This window comes from Plantactinospora veratri, assembly GCF_036421995.1.
GTDB classification, from domain to species: Bacteria; Actinomycetota; Actinomycetes; order Mycobacteriales; family Micromonosporaceae; genus Plantactinospora; species Plantactinospora veratri.
Map to the genome: position 1 here is coordinate 317,746 of NZ_JAZGQL010000014.1, position 17,197 is coordinate 334,942.

Genomic DNA, 17,197 nt, shown 5'->3' on the forward strand with positions numbered 1-17,197 from the left:
CGAACAGGACGTGAGGAATTTTCCGGCGTTTCAGAGCCGGCACCGACATGGAGACGAGAGATCAGTCGTGCGGCGCCACCGCCCAGCGGAGCCGGCTGCCGCCGCCAATCGTCGCGGACCGGTCAGGCGAGGTCGTAGACCAGCGTTCCCGGGGTTGCCAGTCTCGCGCCTGCCGCAGGGGCGTGTTCGGTGAACCGGCCATTGTGGGCGAGGTGGCGCACCGGGATCTCGCAGACCTTGGTGGCGAAGTCGGCGATGAGGCGGCGATGGCAGCGCCACCACACGCTCTCGCTGCACATCACCGCCAACCTGTAAACCTCCAGCTGGGCGGTGAGGGTCGTCATGGCGTCCTGGAATTCCGGGGTGCGCATGTAGCCGGCGTAGGCGCGGAACGCCTCAACCTGCCACCAGACGTCCGGTGAATCGGCCGGCAGCCGCCGCCGTCCGCCGAGGCGTTCTTCCCACCGGTAGCGGATGCCGGCTGCGGGCAGCCAGTCGGTGAGGGCTTCGCGGCTGAAGTGCGGGTGACGTCGACTTCCCGGAAACCGGCGGACGTCTACCAGCGCTACGACGCCGGCGGTCTTCAGGAGGGCGGTGAACTCCTGTTGGCCGAGGGTTCCGTGCCCGACGGTGACGAGTGGGTGGGTCACGGCACCGGCCGTCCGCGCTCGCGGTGAGCCGCGCTCATCGGCTGGTGACGGTGACGCAGCACCGGCCGGGTCCGGGGTCGAGACGGGCGCGGAGTTCTGTCCCGCCGAGGCCGTCGAGCAGCGCGTCGATCACGCCGAGGTTCATGCCGCACACCAGTTCGGTGTAGGTCTGCGCGAGGTTGTGGAAGGGGCAGTTCGCCAGGGTGATGATGCCGTCAGCGATCCTGGGTTCGTAGCCGTTGGACGACAGCAGATCACTGACCCTCTCGATCGGGCCGCCCGCCCCTGGGTCTTCGTCGGCCGCGGCACCGGCGAGACTGCGGCCGGTGGCTGCCGCGGCGGCGCGCAGCGCTTCCATGATCGGGATCTGGTCTCGGGCGGCGGTCGTGATGGCCTCGGCCATGACGTGGCCGGCGAGGTCGTAGCGGCGGTCGGGCAGGCTCACCGAGATGTCGCGCGCCGCCCGCCGGTAGAGCTTGGCAGGGCGACCCGCGCCGGGACCGCCCCGTCCGGGTGGGCGGGCATATTCGGCGTCGAGCAGACCGTCGGCCACCAGCTTGTCCAGGTGGAACTTGGCGGTGTGGTGCGCCACCCCGGCACCGGCGGCCGCCTGCTCACGCCCGACCGGACTGTCTTGCGCGACGACGTACCGGTAGAGCTCGCGCCGGACCGGTTCGCCAAGCGCGGCGATCCGCTCGACCTGCGTATCGAACTCCTCGGACATTCCGCGTCCTCCTACCTCCGGCTCGAGTGTAACGGACATGATCGTTGACGAAACAGACTCGCACACTCTAACGTCAACGACGATATCCGTTAGAGGGAGTCGTCATGACCAACACTGTCGCCAGCCGCTCCACCAGCACCGGCAGGTCCGCCGAGCGGCTCAAGGCCGACCCGACGTACCAGGCGTTCTGGCTGCTGAGGCTCGTCTTCACCGTCGCGCCGAACCGGTCGGCCCACTGAACCGAGCCGAACAGCGCGATGAGGCGACAGGAACGGAGACGACCATGACCAGCACTGCCTGGACCGAGTACCCACCGGTGGACCCGGCACCGCGACCACCCCAGCTGCGGCTGGCCAAGGCCGCGCCGCCGGTGGAGCTGGCGGCCGCCGAGGACGCCGTTCGAGCGCTGTTGACGGCGCTCGGCCAGGACGCCGATTCGGAACACCTCCGCGACACACCCCGGCGGGTGGCCTCGGCCTACGCCGAACTGCTCACCCCCGAGGCGTTCACGCTGACGACGTTCCCCAACGACGGCGGGTACGACGAGCTGATTCTCCTGCGCGACGTGCCGTTCCGATCCTTGTGCGAGCACCACCTGCTGCCGTTCCACGGCGTCGCACACCTGGCCTACCTGCCTGAGGACCGGATCGTCGGGCTGTCCAAGCTGGCCCGGGTCGTCGAGCACTTCGCCCGGGGGCTGCAGGTTCAGGAACGGCTCACCCGCCAGGTCGCCGACTACCTGCAGCACAACCTCCGGCCGAAGGGTGTGGCCGTGGTCCTGGAAGCCGAACACCTGTGCATGTCACTTCGCGGCGTCCGCGCCCACGGCGCCCGTACCCTCACCTCCGCCCTCCTCGGCCTGCACCGTGACGACCCGGCCACCCGCCAGGAGTTTTTCGCCCTCACCGGCATCCGTCGCTGACACCGACGGCCCACCCCCGAAACGGAGAAGGACCCATGTCCACGGAGCAGACCTTCGTCATTGTCGGCGCCAGCCTCGCCGGCGCCAAAGCCGCCGAAGCGTTACGCGCGCAGGGCTTCGACGGACGCCTCGTCCTGATCGGCGAAGAACCGGAGCGCCCCTACGAGCGTCCACCGTTGTCCAAGGCTCACCTGAGCGGCGCCGCGAAGGACGTGCACGTCCACCAGGAGACGTTCTACGCCGAACACTCGATCGAGCTGCGCACGTCCACCACCGTCACCGGGCTGGACCCGGCCGAGCACACCGTCACGCTCGCCGACACCGAAAAGATCCGCTTCGACAAGGCGCTCCTCACGACCGGTGCCACACCGCGCGGTATGACGACACCCGGCGCGGGCCTGGACGGCGTCCACTACCTGCGGACGCTGGCCGACGCCGACCGCCTTCTCGCCGCGGCGACCCACGCCAGCGCGGTCGCCGTCATCGGTGCCGGCTGGATCGGCACCGAGGTCGCCGCGTCGCTGAGGCAACGGGGACTGCCGGTAGCGCTGATCGATCCTGCAACCGTCCCACTGGAACGGGTCCTCGGCCGCGACGTCGGTGCGGTCTTCCGCGACCTCCACGCCGCCCACGGAGTCGCCCTGCACCTCGGGGAAGGCGTCCGGTCGCTGCACGGAGACGGGCGGGTGGCGGAGGTTCGGACCACCGGCGGCACCGCCATCCCGGCCGACCTCGTCGTCGTCGGGATCGGCGCGGTACCGCGTACGGAGCTCGCCACCGGGGCAGGCATCGCCGTCGACAACGGCATCGTGGTCGACGAGCACCTGCGCAGCAGCCACCCGGACATCTACGCCGCCGGTGACGTGGCTCGCGCCTGGCACCCCCGCTACCGCGAGCACATCCGCGTGGAGCACTGGTCGAACGCCATCAACCAGGGTACGGCCGCCGCCGCCAACATGCTGGGTGAAGCCGCTGCCTACACCGACATCCCCTACTTCTTCTCCGACCAGTACGACCTCGGCATGGAATACGCCGGCTACAGCCCGCACTTCGACCAGGTCGTCTTCCGTGGCGACCCGCGCAGCGGCGAGTTCATCGCCTTCTGGCTCACCGGCGGCGGGGTAGCCGCCGGCATGAACGTCAACACCTGGGACGTCAACGAGCACCTCCAGCAGCTCGCCCGGCGACACGCCAGGGTCGATCCCGCCCGGCTCGCCGACCCGCGTGTCTCCCTCGAAGCGCTGGCCGATGCGGCCGCGAACGACTGAGAAGCGAGACGATGAGCGGGGATGTGCCGGACCGGGGCGACCGGCTCCCGGTGGGACCCGGACTCCGGCCCGGATCGTGTGGCTTCTCGAACCGGCACAGCCCAGGGGTCACCTGTCGCCCACCGGTCAGCCGCGCTGAGCCGGCAGCGGCAGCTCGCGCCCCGGCCAGCGGGAACGCAGCCGCCGGTCGTGGCTGGCGACCGCGATCGCGCCCGGCCCCGCGCCCAGAGCCTCCTCCAGTTCGTCGCAGAGCTGCGGCGAGAGGTGGTTGGTCGGCTCGTCGAGCAGCAGCAGTTCGGGCGGGTCGGCGACCAGCAGCGCCAGGGCGAGTCGGCGCCGCTGGCCGACCGAGAGCCGGCCGACCGGCCGGTCCAGGTCCGCATGGCCGAGCAGCCCGAGCGAGAGCAGCGGTACCGACTCGGCGCGCTTCGCACCGAGCGCCAGCTCGTAGGTCTCCCGCGCGGTGTGGCCCGGCCGGTCGAAGACGGTGTCCTGGGCGAGCAGCCCGACCCGGGGCTTACGCCGCCAGCGCAGCTCACCGGTGGCCTCCAGCCGGCCGGCCAGCACCGCGAGCAGTGTCGACTTTCCCGCCCCGTTCGGTCCGGTGATCAGTAACCGGTCGGTGGCCGAGACGTCCAGCCGGTCGAGCGCGAGCCGGCCGGGTACGCGGATGTTCCGCAACGACACCAGGATGGCGTCCGCAGCGGTGCTGGCCAGCGTGGTGACCCGGAACCGGAGCGGTTCCGGCGGCCGGTCGACCTGCTCGCGTTCCAGTTCGTCGAGGCGGCGGGCGGCGTTGCGCACCCGCCGTGAGATCTGGTTCTGCACCCGCCCGGCGGTGTGTCCGTAGCCCATCTTCTCGTTGTCGCGCCGGGCGCGCCCCGGGGCGACCTCGTACGCGGTCACCTCGACCCGGCGGCGCAGTTCGGCGAGTTCCTCCTGCTCCTCGGTAAAGCGGCGCTGCCAGCGTTCCCGCTCCGCCCGCTTGGCGGCCTGGTAGTCGGTGTAGTTGCCGCCGTACCGGGTCGGGCCCTCCAGGGCCGGATCGAGGTCGATCAGATCTGTGCAGACGCGTCGAGGAAGGCCCGGTCGTGGCTCGCCACCACCACGACCCCGGGCAGGCCACGAAGTTGCTTCTCAAGGAAGGCTGCGGCGGCGTCGTCGAGGTGGTTGGTGGGCTCGTCGAGCAGCAGCGCCGTGGGCCGCCGTACCAGAAGGGCGGCCAACGCGACCCGGCCGCGCTCCCCGCCGGACAGGGCGGCGAGCGTACGTTCGCGTGGAAGCCCCCCGAGGCCGAGACCGGCCAGCATGATCTCGGCGCGCCGGTCGGCGTCCCAGGCGTCGCCGGCCTGCGCGCGGTCGAGTCGATCGCCGTACGCGGCGAGCAGGTCGGCGTACTCCGGCGCGTCCTCCGGAGTGTCGGCCAGCACGCCGCTGAGCCGGTCCAGTTCGGCGAGGTCCGCACGGGCCTCGCGCAGCGCGTCGTCGAGCACGGCGGCGATCGTGGAGGCCGGGTCGAAGGGCATCTCCTGGTGCAGGAAACCCAGCTCGGGTGGGCGGACGACGGCACCGGCGTCGGGCTCGTCCGCCCCGGCGAGCAGCCGCAGCAGGGTGGACTTGCCGGTGCCGTTCTCGCCGATCAGCCCGATCCGCTGGCCAGGTGCGGCGGTGACGGAGACGCCGTCGAGCACCCGGCAGGTACCGAGAGTGCGGACCAGATCCTGGGCGACCAGGGCAAACTTGGACATGCGACACCATCATCGGAATCGTCTTCGACCCGCGGGCCAGTGCCGCCTGCGGGACGTGGGGAAGGGTCAGACCTCACCGGCACCGGTGTGGCTCCACGTCGGACAGCTCGGACGGCCCGGCAAACCGGGGCGGCCCGGGGCGGGTCAGTCGACGTCTGGAGGGCCGGTCTCCGACAGGCGTCCCTCGGCGAGCCGCAGCCAACGGTTGGCCTTGATCTCCGCGAGGAACCGCTCGTCGTGGCTGACCACCAGCAGCGCTCCCTCATAGGCGCCCAGCGCGCTCTCCAACTGACCGACGCTGACCAGGTCGAGGTTGTTGGTCGGCTCGTCGAGCAGCAGAAGCTGCGGCGCCGGCTCGGCGCCCAGGACGCAGGCCAGGGTGGCGCGCAGCCGCTCGCCGCCGGAGAGTACTCCGACCGGCAGGTGGGCCCGGGCGCCGCGGAACAGGAACCGGGCGAGCAGGTTCATCCGCTGCGCGTCCGGGGTCTGCGGCGCGAACACGGCCAGGTTCTCCGCCACCGTACGGTCCAGGTCCAACAGGTCCAGCCGCTGGGACAGGTACGCGATGCGGCCATCCGCCCGCTTGATCTGGCCGCCCTCGGACTCCAGGTCGCCGTTGAGCAGCCGCAGCAGGGTGGACTTGCCGGCTCCGTTGGGGCCGAGCAGGGCGATCCGCTCCGGACCCCGGATCGTCAGGTCGACGCCGTCGGCGGCGAACAGGGACCGGTCGCCGTAACGGACCTGCATCCGTTCACCGCTGAAGAGCGTGCGTCCGGCGGGTACGTTGGTGCCGGGCAGCACCAGCGAGAGCTTCTGCTCGTTGCGCAGCGCGCGCCCCGCCTCGTCGAGCCGGGCCTTGGCGTCGTTGACCCGCGAGGAGTGCATCTCGTTCGCCCTGCCCGCGGACTCCTGGGCGTCCCGCTTCATCGTGCCGGCGAAGATTTTCGGCAGGCCGGCGTTCTTGAGGTTGCGGGAGGCGTTGCTGGCCCGGCGTGCCGCCCGTTCGCGGGCCTCCTGCAACTCCCGCTTCTCCCGCTTGAGTTCCTGCTCGGCGTTGCGGACGTTCTTCTCCGCCACCTCCTGCGCGGCGCGCACGGCCGCCTCGTACTCGGTGAAGTTCCCGCCGTGGAGCCGCAGGTCGCCGCGGTCGAGTTCGGCGATCCGATCCATCCGGTCGAGCAGTGCCCGGTCGTGGCTGACCAGCAGCAGGCAGCCGTTCCACTGCTCCAGCACGTCGTAGAGCCTGTGCCGGGCCTCGAGGTCGAGATTGTTTGTCGGCTCGTCCAGCAGCAGCACGTCCGGCCGCTTCAACAGCTGTGCCGCCAGGCCGAGGGAGACGACCTGGCCGCCGCTGAGGGTGTCCAGGCGCCGGTCGAAGGCAAGGTCGCCGAGGCCGAGCCGGTCCAACTGGGCGCGGGTCCGCTCCTCGATGTCCCAGTCGTTGCCGATCGTGGTGAAGTGTTCCTCGCTGGCGTCTCCGGACTCGATGGCATGTAGTGCCCCGAGCAGCGGAGCTATCCCCAGAACCTCGGCCACGGTCACGTTGCCGACGAGCGGCAGGCTCTGCGGCAGGTAACCGAGCACCCCCTGCACCGAGACGGACCCGGCGGTGGGCCGGTACTCGCCGGCGATCAGCTTGAGCAGCGTGCTCTTACCGGCACCGTTCGGCGCGACCAGCCCGGTACGGCCCCCACCGATCGTGAAGGAGAGGTTCTGGAAGACCGGCGTGTCATCCGGCCAGGAGAAGGTCAGGCTCGAGCAGACGATGAAGGAATCGGACATCGGGAAACAACCTCGGAGGTGAGGGCGAGCGGACCCCGGCCGCTCGACAGGAGACATGGTTTCGAGGCAACGACGACAGGGCCACGGCAACGGCGCTCACAGGCGCGGCCGATGGCCGGTCGCATGTCCGGTCTCACCCGGAGATGTCGTCGTCAACCACCATGTCTGGTCTCCCGTGTTTGTCTGATCACCCAGATTCAGATCACTCGCGATCTACCGTAGCACCGAACGGAACTCGGCCGGCTGCTGTACACAGGCATCATGCGCCGCAGTTCCGCGGTCATCGACTCGTCGTCGGTGGCGGTCACCGCGGCCTCGACCGATGTTGCGGTAGTAGCAGGCTGAGTGCCGCGATAGCCAGGCCGATTCCGGCTGCGATGAGGAAGACCAGGTGGTAGCCGGCGGCGAGGGCGGCCGGGGAGCCGGCGTCCGTTCCGGCCTTGATGCTGGCGGCTGTGGCGAGGATGGCCAAGGCTATCGAGCCGCCTACCTGGCTGGCGGTGTTGGCCAGGCCGCCGATGATCCCCGCGTCGCCTTCGGGTACGTCGGCGGTGGCCGCGGCCATCAGGGTGGGGAAGGTCAGGCCGATGCCGACGGCGGTGACCAGCGAGGGTCCGAGCACGCTGGTGACGTAGTCGCCGTCGGTGTGAGCCTGGGCGAGCCAGCCGAAGCCGGCCAGGAAGCAGGCACTGCCGGCCAGTACCAGGGCACGTGCACCGGTTCGGGGCAGCAGGTTGGCGGCGGATCGTGCGATGAGCACGAACGTCACGGCGGCGGGTGTCTGTCCGAGCCCGGCTTCGAGTGCGTTGTAGCCGAGGGCGTTCTGCATGAACAGCGAGGTGAAATACCACATCGCGATGGCGATGCCGCCGAACAGCAGCAGCATGCCGTTGCTGACGGCAACGGTCCGTATTTTGAACAGTCGCAGGGGCAGCATCGGCTGGGCGGCGAACCGCGCCTCCACCACGGTGAAGATGATGAGCAGGAGCAGTCCCGCCACGGCGGGGCCGAGGGCGCGGGAGGACGTCCAGCCGTGGTCGGCGCTCTGCATGACCCCGTAGACCAGCGCGGCCAGTCCAGCCGTTCCCGTGGCCGCGCCGATCAGGTCGAGCGATTCCCGCCGGCCGGCCCGCGCGCCGACCAGCGACGTCATGGCCAGCCCGATCAGCACGGCGCCGATCGGTACGTTGACGAGGAAGATCCACCGCCACGACAGGCCGGTGGTGATGGCGCCGCCGGTGAGCGCGCCGGCCATCCCGCCCACACCGCCCGAGGCGGACCAGGCGCCGAACGCCCGGGCTCGGGCCTGCGGCTCGACAAAACAGGTGTTGATCACGGCCAGCGTGGCCGGGGCCAGCATGGCGGCGCCGACGCCCTGCACGACGCGGGCCCCCACCAGGATCTCCGGAGCGGTTGCCAGGCCGCCGACCAGACTCGAGGCGGAGAACAGGAAGAGCCCGGCGACCAGCATCCGGCGGTTGCCGAACAGGTCAACGGCGCGGCCACCCAGCAGCATGAAGCCGGCGAGGGTAAGAACGTAACCGTTCACCACCCAGGCCAGGCCGGTGGCGGTGAAGCCGAGATTGCGCTGGACCGAGGGCAGCGCGACGTTGACGATGGACACGTCCAGGATCACCATGAACTGGCAGGCACACGCCAGCGCCAGGACCATCCGGGAGGATCTGGTCCGCGACCTGGCCCGTTCAGTTGCGGTACTGGTGCTTGTCATGACGTCTCTCCTTGGCTAACCCGCTGCACTCGCGGTCCGCGAGGCTGCCTCGGTCAGGGCTCCACGGCTGTTTCCGGTGCCCACGGAGACGTCGGGGACGACGTGCTCCCCCAGTAGCTGAAGTGTGATCCTGGCCAGCCGAAGTCCTTGGTATCGGGCAGCGTCCAGCGTTGTGGCATCGGGGCCGTCTCCGTTCGGGCTGGTTACGTGCGACGTGCCGTACGGGTTGCCGCCGGCGGCGTACACGACCGGATCGGTGAAGCCGGTCGGGACGATCAGCGAGCCCCAGTGGTAGAAGACGTTGGCCAACGACAAGATGGTGGCCTCGTTGCCGCCGTGCGGGTTGAACGCCGAGGTGAAGGCCGTCACCGGCTTGTTGGCCAGCGTCCCCTCGCGCCAGAGGCCGCCGGCCTGGTCGATGAACTGCTTGAGCTGCGCGGCCGGCGCGCCGAACCGCGTCGGCGTCCCGAACGCGTACGCGTCGGCCCAGGTCAGGTCCTCAAGTGCGGCTTGCGCAATCGACACGGTCGCGTCGGTGTGCCGCCGCCACTGCGGGTTCTGGTCGATCGCACTGTCGGGCGCCAACTCGGCGACCCGGCGCAGCCGTACGGCGGCCCCGGCCGAGGCAGCCCCCTCGGCGACGGCCTGCGCGAGCGCGTGTACGGCGCCGGTCGCGCTGTAGTAGATGACAGCGACCTTCACGGTCATGTGGGCTCCTCGATGCTGCTACGATTAGTTATCCGCATAATGTTATGCGCGTAACTACTTGTCAAGGAGAGTCCGTGGACTTCGAGTACGCCGACGCCCTGAACCAGGCCATCCGCCTGCTGAGCCTGCGCCACCGGGCCAGAGCCGCCGCGTTGCTGGCCCCGCTCGGCTTACACCCCGGCCAGGAGGCACTCCTGCTCGAACTCGACCGGACCGGCCCGCGGATCCAGGCCCAGCTCAGCGAGGCCCTCGGCTGCGAGCCGCCCAGCGTCACGCTCATGACCCGCAAGCTCGAGGCCTCGGGTCACATCCGCCGCGAACCCGCCCCCTCCGACAAGCGCGCCAGCATCGTCGAACTCACCGACAGCGGCAAGGCACTCGCCGATCAGGTCAAGCAGTTGTGGCACGCTCTCGCGGAGGAAACCGTGACCGGCCTGCCCGCCCGGACCGTGGCCGAACTACCCGCCATCCTCAACGCCATGACCGGCAACGTCGACACCAGGCGCCCGGCCACCCACAAAGCCGCCGGCACGGTCAAGCTGTTCGATCGAGGAGGCTGAGCGGTCCCGCTCGGCTACCACCGCCGGCTTCCCTGGCGGGCCACCTGGTCCCCTCATAGGCTCACTCGATATGCGCGTGACCCACTCACTCCTGCACGCCGAGGACCTCGCCCAGCTCGTCGAACGGGAGTACGCCATCGCAGCGCCCGTCACGGTGAGCTTGCTGAACCGCGGCTTCAACGACACCTACCTCGTCACCGACGCCGAGGGCGGTCGCCGCGTGCTGCGGGTCTACAACCGGGAGAAGTACTGGATCCGTTCGGAATCCGACCTCCGCTTCGAACTCGACCTGCTTGAGCACCTGGCCGCGGCCGGGCTGGGCGTCATCCGCCCGTACCAGCGAAGCCTCGGCGACCGGCTCGGCCGGCTGACGGCGCCCGAAGGCGAACGGTGCTTCGCCCTCTTCACCCACGCGCCTGGCACGCCGTTGCACGAAGGCACGCTCTCCGCCGAACAGTGGCGCGAGTTCGGCTCCGGCATCGCTCGGATGCACCTGGAGATGGACGCCTTCCGCACCAGCCACGACCGCTACCACCTGGACCAACGCATCCTCGTCGAACGGCCGCTGGCCAGCCTCGCACCCTATGCCCGCTCGGGCCGGGCCGCGGCGGACCTCGCCGAACTCGGCAGGCTCGGCGAGCGACTGACCGGCGAGATTCAACGGCTCCGAGCGATCGGCGGCGCATACGGGATCATCCATGCCGACCTGCACCGCGGCAACACCCACATCGACGGCGAGGGACGGTTCGTTACGTTCGACTTCGACCACTGCGGGTTCGGGTTACGCGCCTACGACCTGGTCAGTCTCTATCGCGGGCCCGACTCGCCGGCGGATGATCGCGAACGCTGGGCAGCGGTACTCGCCGGCTACCAGCAGGTCCGTCCACTGAGCCAGAGCGAGGTGGCCAGCTTCCCGGTACTGGCTGCCTGCCGGGCGTTGTGGGACATCGGTGATTGGCTGGGTGCCGCCATCCGTAACGGCGACGCCTGGGTGACCGAAGCGGTGATCGCCAGGCTGCTGGCGGACGTCCGCAGGGCGGAATCCGATCCCACACCCCCGCTGGCCGCCGAGGCGACATTGGAGCGATAGCCACCACACGTCGACTCCAGCCCACGCCACCGGGGTGGGTCCATCCGGTCCGGCGATCGCTTGGCGCGATCGTGGCTGCTACCTTCGGTAGCCGGACATGCCCTCCCCCGCTTGGGACCCGTTGATGAAGGTGTACGTCTCCGCGACCTTTCGCGACCTCGAGGAATGTCGTGCTGCCGTGAGGCTGGCGCTGCGGCGGCTCCGGGTCGAGGACATGTCCATGGAGTCGTACGTCGCCGAGGACCACCGCCCGCTGGCACGCTGCCTGGCCGAGGTGAACGAGTGCGACGTCTACGTCGGCATCTTCGCCTGGCGGTACGGCTTCGTCCCGCCCGGGCACGACCGGTCGATCACGGAGCTGGAGTACCGCCAGGCGCTCGCCGGCGGCAAACCCTGCCTGATCTTTCTTCTCGACGAGGAGGCGCCCTGGCCGCGCCGTTTCGTCGACCGGGGTCGGGACGCGGACAGGATCGAGCGACTGCGGGCGGAGTTGTCCGACCGGCACATGTGCAGCACGTTCCACGATCCGGCGGATCTCGCCGCGATGGTCACCGCCGCTGTGGCCAACGTGCAACTGGACGTCGTACAGCCCGCACAGGGGCTCGGAACGTTCCGTCCGGACGTCGTCGGGCAGTACTTCCAACGACTGCGCCAGCACTACGGGCTGCTTGACCTGGACGCGCTGACGCCGATTCGGGCCGACGACCACCTGCGGATCCAGTTGACCTCGGTCTTCGTCGAGCAGTGGGTACGCGAGGATCCGCCCCCGATCGAACTGCCCCGGGAGTGGCTGCGCCGGATGCAGTCCGAGGGGCGGATCGGCGCCGAGGACCTGCCCGAGGAGGTGGATCCCGGCGAGCTGGTGCACCTGCACGACTCGTACCGGGCGAAGCCGTTGCAGCGGCTCTTCGACGTGCTCGGCGCACCGGACCAGCGGGCGATCGTGTTGCTCGGCGACCCCGGATCGGGCAAGTCCAGCGCTGTCCGCTATCTGGCGCTCAGCCTGACCACGGGCCTGCTCGACAACCGGTTGGGCGCGCTGGCCAACCATCTGCCGCTGCTGATCGAGCTGCGTTCCTACATCACCCTGGTCGCCGAGGGCAGGTGCGACACCTTCGTCGACTATCTGGACTACCGGGCCAAGGCCGACGGGCTGGGTATCCCACGCCCGGTGCTGCTGCGGCACCTGCGCTCCGGCGGCCGGGCGCTGATGCTCGTGGACGGTCTGGACGAGGTCTTCGACCGGCGCCAGCGTGAGCGGGTGGCCGAGCAGATCGCCGCGTTCGCCGCGGATCACCCGCAGGTACGGATGATCGTCACGTCCCGGATCATCGGCTACTCCCGCCAGATCCTGACCAGCGTCGGCTTCACGCACTACACGTTGCAGGACCTGGACGAGGAGCAGATCGCCGAGTTCCTCTCGAGCTGGTACGGGCCGGCCGCGCAGACCAGGCCGGCGGAGGCGTGGACCCGCCAGGACCGGCTGCTGGACACGATGCGTCAGTCGTCCGCGATCCGCGAGCTGGCCGGTAACCCGCTGCTGCTGACCACCCTGGCGATCGTCGGCCGACACGAGCCGCTGCCCCGGGAGCGGTGGAAGCTCTACGACCACGCCGCGACCGTGCTCGTCGAACAGTGGGACGTGAACCGGCATCTGCGGGAGCAGTCCCAGGTCGCCGGCTTCCTGGACACCGAGGACAAGAAGGAACTGCTGCGCCGGCTCGCCTGGCGGATGCAGTCGGCCGACCGGGGCCTGACGGTCAACTACATCGACCGGGCGGAGCTGGGCGACGTCTTCGAGCAGTACCTGATCGAGCGCTACGGCCACGAGCCCGTCACCGCCCGGGTCATCGCGCTGGCGATGATCGACCAGTTCCGGGAGCGGAACTTCATCCTCAGCCGGTACGGCCCGCAGGTCTACGGCTTCGTGCACCGTACCTTCCTGGAGTTCTTCTGCGCCGACGCGATCCTGACCAGGTTCCAGCACGACCAGGTGCTCTCCTTCGACCAGCTCAAGGAGTTGTTCCGCCGGCACGCCGCCGACCTGTCCTGGCGGGAGGTCCTGCGACTGTTGACCAGCGCGATGTCGAGAGCGCACGCCGCCGCCCTCGTCGAGGTGCTGGCCGACGGTGTCCAGCAGTCCTGGACGGCGGGAGTGCCCGAAAGTCCGCCGTGGAACCTCGTCCTCGCGGTGCAGTGCCTGGCCGAGATCCGGCGCATCGACGACTCGGTGGCGACCATCGCGGACGACCTGCTACGCAAGGTCATCCTGCTCCTCGAACACGGAGTCGGGATCAACGACCCGGGCACGGAGCAGCTGTTCGAGGAGGAGATCCTGCCGGCCGCCCGGATGATCGGCAGCAGCTGGCCGGGGCGGGAGGTCTATCTCGACTGGTACCGGCGGCGCGGCGTCCGGTTGCTGTGGAGCCCGACGATCACGCACGCCACCCGGCTGGCCGTCATCCTCTCCACCCGCGCCGACGGGATCGAGGAGTTGATGCAGCGGGTACTGGCGAACATCGACGACAGTCGGTGCGCACACGCCGTGGTGGCGGGGCTGGTCGAACTCGCCGCCAGCCCGGCCGGTGACGCCGACACCGCACGGCTGCGCCACCAGCTCGTCCGGCGCGCCCGCGACGACGGGAACGCCAGCGTGCGGCTGGCGGCTCTGCAGGCGCTGGCCGAACAACACGGCACCGATCCGGAGGTCCGGGCGCTGCTCCTGGACCGCAGCCAGGCGGACCCCTCGGCGACGGTCCGGGCAGCCGGGGTGCAGACCCTGCGGGACCGGTTCCGGGGCGACCCGGCGGCCCGCCGGGTCCTGCTCGACCGGGTACGGCACGACGACAACACCGGGGTGCGGAGGACAGCGGTGCATGCGCTCAGCGAAACATCCGAGCCGGACGACGAACTCCGCCAGGTGCTGGTGGAATGCGTCCTGAGCGGTCGTGACATCGAGGTGCTGCGGATAGCCGTGCAGGCGTTGACGGACCGGTTCGCGGCGGGGGCCGAGGTGATCGGCCTGCTCACCGAGCGAGCCGGCCGGGACGAGGACAGCGCGATGCGCTCGGCCGCCGTACGGCTGCTCGGCGAGCGGAGCGCCGAGTCCGCCGACGTCGAGCAGATCCTGATCGGTCGGCTGCGCGAGGACTCCAACCCCGGTGTGCTGCGCAATGCGGCGCAGGTTCTGCTGGAACACTTCGACACCGCCGCGGAGCGCGTCTGCGCCGAGCTGGTCGGGCGCTCCCGCGACGACGCCGTGAAGGGTGTTCGGCGAACCGCCGCCCAACTGCTGGTGGAGCACTTCGGCACCGACCCGACGGTCCGGGCGGTACTGGCGGCGATCTCCGGACGCGATCCGGATCCGGAGAACCGGGCGGCGGCCACGAAGGCCCTGGCCGGCTGGGCGGCGTCCCACCAACCCAGCGCGCAGGCACTGCTCACGCTGGTCACCGAGGACCGCGACAGCGGCGTACGGTTGGCCGCCCTGGAGGGCCTGGTCGAGGCCGGCGACGCGGTGGCGGCCGAGTCGGTGCTGGTGGACGCCGCCCGGGTGGACGACGACGCCAACGTACGCGCGGCGGCGGTCCGGGCGCTGGCCCTGCGCTGCGCGGGCGACCCGCGCCTGCGGAAGATCCTGGTGGAACGGCTGCGCGAGGATCCCCACGAGACGGTACGGACCGCCGCGGTGCAGGGGGTCGGCCCACATCTCGCCGGCAACCTGGAGGTGCAGGACGGCGTCCTCTACGCAGCGCAGCACGACCCGTCCCCTACCGTCTTCGGCAGCGCCGTCACAACCATGATCGACCACGAGAGCACCGCCAGGGCGGCGCGCCGGCTTCTGCTGCAACGGGCCCGGACCGACGCGAACGCCGGGATCCGGCTCTCGGCACTGCGGCTGGTGGTGTCGCGTTTCCAGGTCAACGACGCCACCCGCGAGGTTCTGATGGACCACCTCCGGCGCGAACCCGACGTCGATATCTTCAGTACGGCCCTGGACGCCCTCGCCGCGCACACCGCCGCCTCGGAGACCCAGCGGGAACTGCTGACCGCGCGGGCGACCAGCGATCCCGACTCCGCCATCCGGGAGGCCGCCGTGGTGGCCCTGGCCGAACGGTTCGGTACCGAGCAGAGCGTCCGGGACACGCTGATCGAGCGCGCCCAGGACGTGACCGAGGTGCGGGTGCGGCGTGCCGCGCTGCGGGTACTGGGCGAGGGACTCGCCGGCTATCCGGAAGTACGCGCCCTGGTCGTCGACTGCCTCCGGGCCCGGGACTGGTCGCTGCGGGAACTCGCGGTACAGATCCTGGCGCAGCGGTACGGCACCGAGCCGGAAACCCGGGCACTGCTGAGCCAGTACGCCCTCAGCGACCCCGACCCGGACTTCCGCCGGCTGGCGGCGCAGGTGCTGAGCTACCTACCCGGCACCGACCCGGAGGACCTGCCGGACCTCTCCACCGACAGCGGTGCCACGGCGATCGAATCCGCTCCGGCCGAGTCGGGGGGCGACGGGCGGGACGCCGGCCTGGTGCACGAGCTGGGTGACGTCTTCACGCTCAACGGCACGCCCACGCTGACCTTCGTCGAGCCACCCGCGTTCCGCCGCTTCCTGGCCGCCCTGCGCCAGCCCGGCCTCGGCATCGTCCTGGAAGGGCCGTCGGGAATCGGCAAGAGCACGTTCCTGCAACAGGCGGTACGGCGGGAGAAGCGGCACGGGCGGACCATCCAGGTACTCACCCCGAAGCGACCCGAACACCTGGACCGGATCCGGGAGCTGTCGACAAAGCCACACCGGGGAATCGTGGCGATCGACGACTTCCAGCAGCTCTCCCCGGCCGACCGGACGCTGATCGCCAACCTGCTGAAGCTGCTCGCCGACGAGGGCACCGAGGACCGCCGGTTGGTGATCGCCGGAATCCCGGGCACCGGGGACAGCCTGGTCGAGGTACGGTACGACCTCGCGACCCGGATCCAGGTCTTCAAGATCCCACCGGTCGACGACGACCTGGTCACCCAGATGATCCGGCAGGGCGAGGCGGCACTCAACGTCAGCTTCGGTCAGGCCGATGAGATCGTCGCGCTCGCCACCGGCAGCCTGAACACCGCGCAGATGCTCTGCTGGCACCTGGCGCACCTCAACTCGATCGAGCGGACCCAGGCGATGCCGTTCACGATCGACCGCGGCCTCGACGAGGCCCTCGCGTACGTCGAGACCACCCTGGCGCTCAAGTACAAGGCGATCGTGCACGCGTTCGCCTGTCTGGACGGGGAGCGTCAACAGTCCTGCATCGAGTTGCTGCTGATGCTGCCCGTGGCGGGTGGCGTACTCGACCTGGACCAGGTGGCGGCCGAGCATCCGCACCTGGCGACCGCGATCGACGTACACCTGCTCGCGGCGTTTCCGGACGGCTTCGGCGCGTCGCTGGGCCGGCTGGAGGACACCCTCTATCTGAACCCGCACTCCCGTCAACTGATCATCGAGGATCCTCAGTTCCTGCTCTACCTGCGCCGGCAGTCGCGAGACGGACTGGCCCGGACCGCTGGCAAGCGACCCAGTACCCGGCGGAAGCAGATCTTCGTCAGCTACAGCCACCAGGACACCGAGTGGCTGGAACGGCTCCGGATCCACCTCCAACCGCTGGTACACGACGGACACATCCAGCTCTGGACGGACACCCAGATCGAACCCGGCAGTCAGTGGCGGGAGGAGATCGCGGCGGCCGTCGACCGCGCGTGTGCCGCGATCCTGCTGGTCAGCGCGGACTTCCTCGCGTCGACGTTCATCACCGAGGTCGAACTGCCCGCCCTGCTCGAGGCCGCCCGCGCCGATGGTTGCCGGATCATGCCGCTCATCGTCGCGCCCAGCCAATTCCAGAACCGGCCGGAGATATCGAAGTTCCAGGCGTTCAACGATCCCCGGCAGCCACTGAGCGGGGAGAAGCCCCATGATCGGGAGACCGTGCTGGCCGAACTCGCCGCCACGGTGCTGCGGCTGATCCCGAACACCACTTGATCC

General features: G+C 70.1%; 13 protein-coding genes. 6 read left to right on the forward strand and 7 right to left on the reverse strand.

The genetic code is table 11. The features are described from left to right. Positions 1 to 122: 122 nt before the first annotated feature. Complete coding sequence (locus V1634_RS20150) at positions 123 to 650, reverse strand: DUF488 domain-containing protein (protein WP_331209432.1); 528 nt, start codon at positions 648 to 650, stop codon at positions 123 to 125. Positions 651 to 684: 34 nt separating this feature from the next. After that, positions 685 to 1,374 (reverse strand): helix-turn-helix transcriptional regulator, encoded by a 690-nt coding sequence (locus V1634_RS20155; RefSeq protein WP_331209433.1) that lies wholly within the window; start codon positions 1,372 to 1,374, stop codon positions 685 to 687. Between the two features lie 104 nt (positions 1,375 to 1,478). Here V1634_RS20155 and V1634_RS20160 point away from each other — a divergent pair, with 104 nt between their 5' ends. The 3 genes from V1634_RS20160 to V1634_RS20170 are packed head-to-tail and all read left to right on the forward strand — an operon-like array spanning position 1,479 to position 3,564. Further along, positions 1,479 to 1,613 (forward strand): hypothetical protein, encoded by a 135-nt coding sequence (locus tag V1634_RS20160; RefSeq protein ID WP_331209434.1) that lies wholly within the window; start codon positions 1,479 to 1,481, stop codon positions 1,611 to 1,613. A gap of 44 nt (positions 1,614 to 1,657) precedes the next feature. Continuing rightward, positions 1,658 to 2,296, forward strand: coding sequence for a GTP cyclohydrolase I FolE (gene folE, locus V1634_RS20165; protein WP_331209435.1), 639 nt, complete (start codon positions 1,658 to 1,660; stop codon positions 2,294 to 2,296). Positions 2,297 to 2,331: 35 nt separating this feature from the next. Further along, positions 2,332 to 3,564, forward strand: a complete 1,233-nt coding sequence (locus V1634_RS20170; RefSeq protein ID WP_331209436.1) for an NAD(P)/FAD-dependent oxidoreductase — start codon at positions 2,332 to 2,334, stop codon at positions 3,562 to 3,564. Positions 3,565 to 3,690: 126 nt separating this feature from the next. On the opposite strand, the gene V1634_RS20175 is transcribed toward V1634_RS20170, so the two are convergent. The 5 genes from V1634_RS20175 to wrbA form a co-directional block, all read right to left on the reverse strand. Beyond that, positions 3,691 to 4,470 carry an ATP-binding cassette domain-containing protein gene (locus V1634_RS20175; RefSeq protein WP_331209437.1) on the reverse strand — a complete coding sequence of 260 codons (780 nt, stop codon included), beginning with the start codon at positions 4,468 to 4,470 and terminating at the stop codon, positions 3,691 to 3,693. Between the two features lie 149 nt (positions 4,471 to 4,619). Next, positions 4,620 to 5,312, reverse strand: coding sequence for an ATP-binding cassette domain-containing protein (locus tag V1634_RS20180; RefSeq protein WP_331209438.1), 693 nt, complete (start codon positions 5,310 to 5,312; stop codon positions 4,620 to 4,622). Between the two features lie 144 nt (positions 5,313 to 5,456). Continuing rightward, entirely contained in the window at positions 5,457 to 7,094 is a 1,638-nt protein-coding gene (gene abc-f, locus V1634_RS20185) for a ribosomal protection-like ABC-F family protein (protein WP_331209439.1), read from the reverse strand. 304 nt (positions 7,095 to 7,398) lie between these two features. After that, positions 7,399 to 8,823, reverse strand: coding sequence for an MFS transporter (locus V1634_RS20190; RefSeq protein WP_331209440.1), 1,425 nt, complete (start codon positions 8,821 to 8,823; stop codon positions 7,399 to 7,401). Between the two features lie 15 nt (positions 8,824 to 8,838). Then, complete coding sequence (gene wrbA, locus V1634_RS20195; RefSeq protein ID WP_331209441.1) at positions 8,839 to 9,531, reverse strand: NAD(P)H:quinone oxidoreductase; 693 nt, start codon at positions 9,529 to 9,531, stop codon at positions 8,839 to 8,841. Between the two features lie 74 nt (positions 9,532 to 9,605). Here wrbA and V1634_RS20200 point away from each other — a divergent pair, with 74 nt between their 5' ends. The 3 genes from V1634_RS20200 to V1634_RS20210 all read left to right on the forward strand — a co-directional run bounded on the left by V1634_RS20200 (position 9,606) and on the right by V1634_RS20210 (position 17,194). Beyond that, on the forward strand, positions 9,606 to 10,091 hold the full coding sequence (locus V1634_RS20200) for a MarR family winged helix-turn-helix transcriptional regulator (RefSeq protein WP_331209442.1): 486 nt from the start codon (positions 9,606 to 9,608) through the stop codon (positions 10,089 to 10,091). A 76-nt stretch (positions 10,092 to 10,167) separates the two neighbouring features. Next, positions 10,168 to 11,181 carry a phosphotransferase enzyme family protein gene (locus V1634_RS20205; RefSeq protein WP_331209443.1) on the forward strand — a complete coding sequence of 338 codons (1,014 nt, stop codon included), beginning with the start codon at positions 10,168 to 10,170 and terminating at the stop codon, positions 11,179 to 11,181. 124 nt (positions 11,182 to 11,305) lie between these two features. Continuing rightward, a complete protein-coding gene (locus V1634_RS20210; RefSeq protein WP_331209465.1) occupies positions 11,306 to 17,194 on the forward strand; it encodes a HEAT repeat domain-containing protein in 5,889 nt (1,962 codons plus the stop codon). Positions 17,195 to 17,197 lie beyond the last annotated feature (3 nt).

Excerpts from the sequence above, each read along its gene's own strand:
- wrbA (WP_331209441.1), bottom strand. The coding sequence starts at position 9,531 with ATGACCGTGAAGGTCGCTGTCATCTACTACAGCGCGACCGGCGCCGTA.
- folE (WP_331209435.1), top strand. The coding sequence starts at position 1,658 with ATGACCAGCACTGCCTGGACCGAGTACCCACCGGTGGACCCGGCACCG.
- V1634_RS20155 (WP_331209433.1), bottom strand. The coding sequence starts at position 1,374 with ATGTCCGAGGAGTTCGATACGCAGGTCGAGCGGATCGCCGCGCTTGGC.
- V1634_RS20190 (WP_331209440.1), bottom strand. The coding sequence starts at position 8,823 with ATGACAAGCACCAGTACCGCAACTGAACGGGCCAGGTCGCGGACCAGA.
- abc-f (WP_331209439.1), bottom strand. The coding sequence starts at position 7,094 with ATGTCCGATTCCTTCATCGTCTGCTCGAGCCTGACCTTCTCCTGGCCG.
- V1634_RS20170 (WP_331209436.1), top strand. The coding sequence starts at position 2,332 with ATGTCCACGGAGCAGACCTTCGTCATTGTCGGCGCCAGCCTCGCCGGC.
- V1634_RS20160 (WP_331209434.1), top strand. The coding sequence starts at position 1,479 with ATGACCAACACTGTCGCCAGCCGCTCCACCAGCACCGGCAGGTCCGCC.
- V1634_RS20180 (WP_331209438.1), bottom strand. The coding sequence starts at position 5,312 with ATGTCCAAGTTTGCCCTGGTCGCCCAGGATCTGGTCCGCACTCTCGGT.
- V1634_RS20210 (WP_331209465.1), top strand. The coding sequence starts at position 11,306 with ATGAAGGTGTACGTCTCCGCGACCTTTCGCGACCTCGAGGAATGTCGT.